Below are 2,599 nucleotides of genomic sequence, written 5' to 3'. Positions count from 1 at the left end.
CTAAAAATTCCTGCTTCTTCGTCAAATAGCCCCGCTATTGAATCAGAAATTTTTAACCTCAATTTCTCGCAACCCTTGCTACGGGCGCTATTCTCGGACAGCCTTTGAATGAGAAACTTTTATCCGTGGGCTTTTTTGCCGGTCATGAGCGCTTTAGCAGTCAAATATGCGCTATTGGTTACGATAACCTGATTATCTACTGACAAAAGGTGATAACTCATGCCTGAACTTGGCGGCGTCAACGGACCGAACAACACTCAGCAAACCCCTGAGAGCGAGCAACCTGCAAAAGCTACGGAAGCAAAGAAAAGCTGGTTAACGCGTGCCGTTAACAGGGTTAAACCCAAGAAGTCGCTGGACAAGGCGGCCCAGCAAAGCAATGGCGTTGACAACAAATCATTGCGTTCCTATAAAAAAACAGCAAAAAAACCGACACCGATCAGGCTGCTTGCCGGGCTGCAACGTTATCAAGCTGAGCGAATCCAAACAGTTCTCGATGAGGCCCGTAGCGATCTGGTTATCAAGGGTTACACGGTTAAGGAGGCCTACTCAAAGGTGCATGAGTTTGCCAAGAGTTGTTACCGGCACGCCGACTTGCATCTGATAACTGAGGCCGTAGACAGGGAACCCTGGCAAAACTCTGACCTTAAAGAGTTGTTTGAATCGAGTATAACTCGACTGTTGGGCAAAGGGTACTCACCCAAAGAAGCCACAGAGTTTGCCAAAAGAGCGATGCTCCAGGGCGAAAAAAATGTGGCAACCGTCAATCTACTGATAGATGGGATGAAGGATCATTCAAGGCTTGGGCTTGAAAAATGCTATTCAGAGAATTCTGAATGGGCTATTGCCACATTTGAAAGTAAAGGTTATTCGTACTCTGAAGCCGTGTATAGGGTAGCGGATGCACTGCGACGATCAGGTGATGAGCTTTTCGATTTTCAGGAGTGGGTAAAGAAGACTCCGACCGCACAAGAGGCAAAAGAGGCAAAAACTCAATTCATAGACGATGAGCTTCGCCCCCGGATCATCGAGCATTTAGAGCAAAAAGGCTTGTCCACGGAAGAAGCGACGACAGCAGCGAATCAATTAATTGAACGATCCAATGGCGATATCAATCGGATGGCAACGGATGCTGTGCAGTTACCATCGAAAGATGCCAACCCTGTCGCAGGACAGGAAAAAGTTCAGGGTGGTCAGGCGCTGGCGTTGTTAGGGTTTTCCAAAGATATGGCAAATATTGGAGGTATTCAACCGTACACCCCCCCCCAACCGACCTTGAAGCCCTTGAAAAAAAGTTTGAGACAGCGAGTCATTAATAAATTGAATGAGAAACTGACTGCGCTGAAGAACTTCATGCTTGGTCCCCCTGCCAACCCGACCAGGAGCGCGGCAAAAAAAGCGTTAAGCGCCTATGACATTGGCTTGCCCCCCAGAAAGCTCGGAGTAATTGCTGGGTTGCAAATTTATCAAACCAGGAAAATACAAGGCATCATAGATCGCGCTGTCGAGGAGTTGTTGATCAAAGGCTACAGTCTTGACGATGCCCGTCAATTAGTGTGTGAGTTTGCCAGGCCCTGTGATATTGAGACTGATGCCGGTCTGATCACAGAAGCAGCAGAAACGTACCCCTGGCAAGACGCCGAGCGCGAGAAAGTGTTTCAGGAGAGTCTGACGATACTTCAGGACAAAGGGTACACTTTGTCAGAGTCGGAAGAATTGGCCAAAGAAGCACTTGGTCGGGGCCGCACTCTTGAAATAGTCAAGAGTTTGGTGGATGAAGTGCCGCACACCTCGCGACAGCTCTACGCAAAAAATTACCAGTGGGCCATGCGCGTTTTCATCAATAAAGGATACCCCCCTGAGCAAGCTGAAAAATTGATTGCTGAAAACCTGAGTCCGGTAGGTGATACCGTGTCCGAGTTTCAGTTGTGGGTTGAGCAGATGCCTGCTGCGCCGGGTTCAAAAGATACTTGACATCCAGGATTACGCATATTTCCAGGCAACCAGCTGTTTGGGTTTGCCTGTGTTCTCTTGATATTTTTTTTGCCAGTGACTGCAACCATTTCTCTGGAAACCGGTCTAAGGGGTTGTTTTCCATATGTAGTGATGAGGTCTTTGCAGTTAATGAAAGCTGTTGTTATTTCAGTTCTGCTTCTTGGTTGTTTTTTGATGATGGCTAATCTGGCACCGAGTTTGTTAACCAGTACACGACCTGATGATGAAAAGGATCCCAGAAAACTGAGCAGTGACCAAATCAAGCAGTCAATTACCCTGTTGATTGGTATGTTGGTCATCTTGATTCTGGTCATACATTATTGGCGATAGAGCGTGTTACCCCTTTTTCTTAAATTTTCAGTCAGGAGGTTGTCCGGGAATAGCGTCCGACTGGGCGTCCCCGACTGGGCGTCCCCGTAGCGACAATGGCAGAAAATTAAGGATAAAAATTTGGTTTTGTCAGGTGAATACCCAAAAGGGCACAAGTAGCGGGGCGATTTGCCGAAAAAAAACGGGATTTTTAGACCAATCTGCTGCCACCGCACGAGAGCATGGATACAGGAGCCAGAGCAACGCAGGAGCAGTTGCCGCGTAGGGCAGTCTA

The 2,599-nt window shown here is 47.7% G+C and carries 1 protein-coding gene; it reads left to right on the top strand.

The window, feature by feature from the left end:
* Window positions 1–219: 219 nt before the first annotated feature.
* The gene (locus tag KDK14_RS01870) at window positions 220–1,974 is read left to right on the top strand and encodes a hypothetical protein (protein ID WP_257263319.1); all 1,755 of its coding nucleotides are present in this window, start codon (window positions 220–222) and stop codon (window positions 1,972–1,974) included.
* Window positions 1,975–2,599: the final 625 nt, after the last annotated feature.

Source organism: Endozoicomonas sp. ONNA2, assembly GCF_024606365.1.
GTDB lineage: Bacteria > Pseudomonadota > Gammaproteobacteria > Pseudomonadales > Endozoicomonadaceae > Endozoicomonas.
This window is presented reverse-complemented; position numbering and strand designations above follow the sequence as displayed.

Excerpts from the sequence above, each read along its gene's own strand:
- KDK14_RS01870 (WP_257263319.1), top strand. The coding sequence starts at position 220 with ATGCCTGAACTTGGCGGCGTCAACGGACCGAACAACACTCAGCAAACC.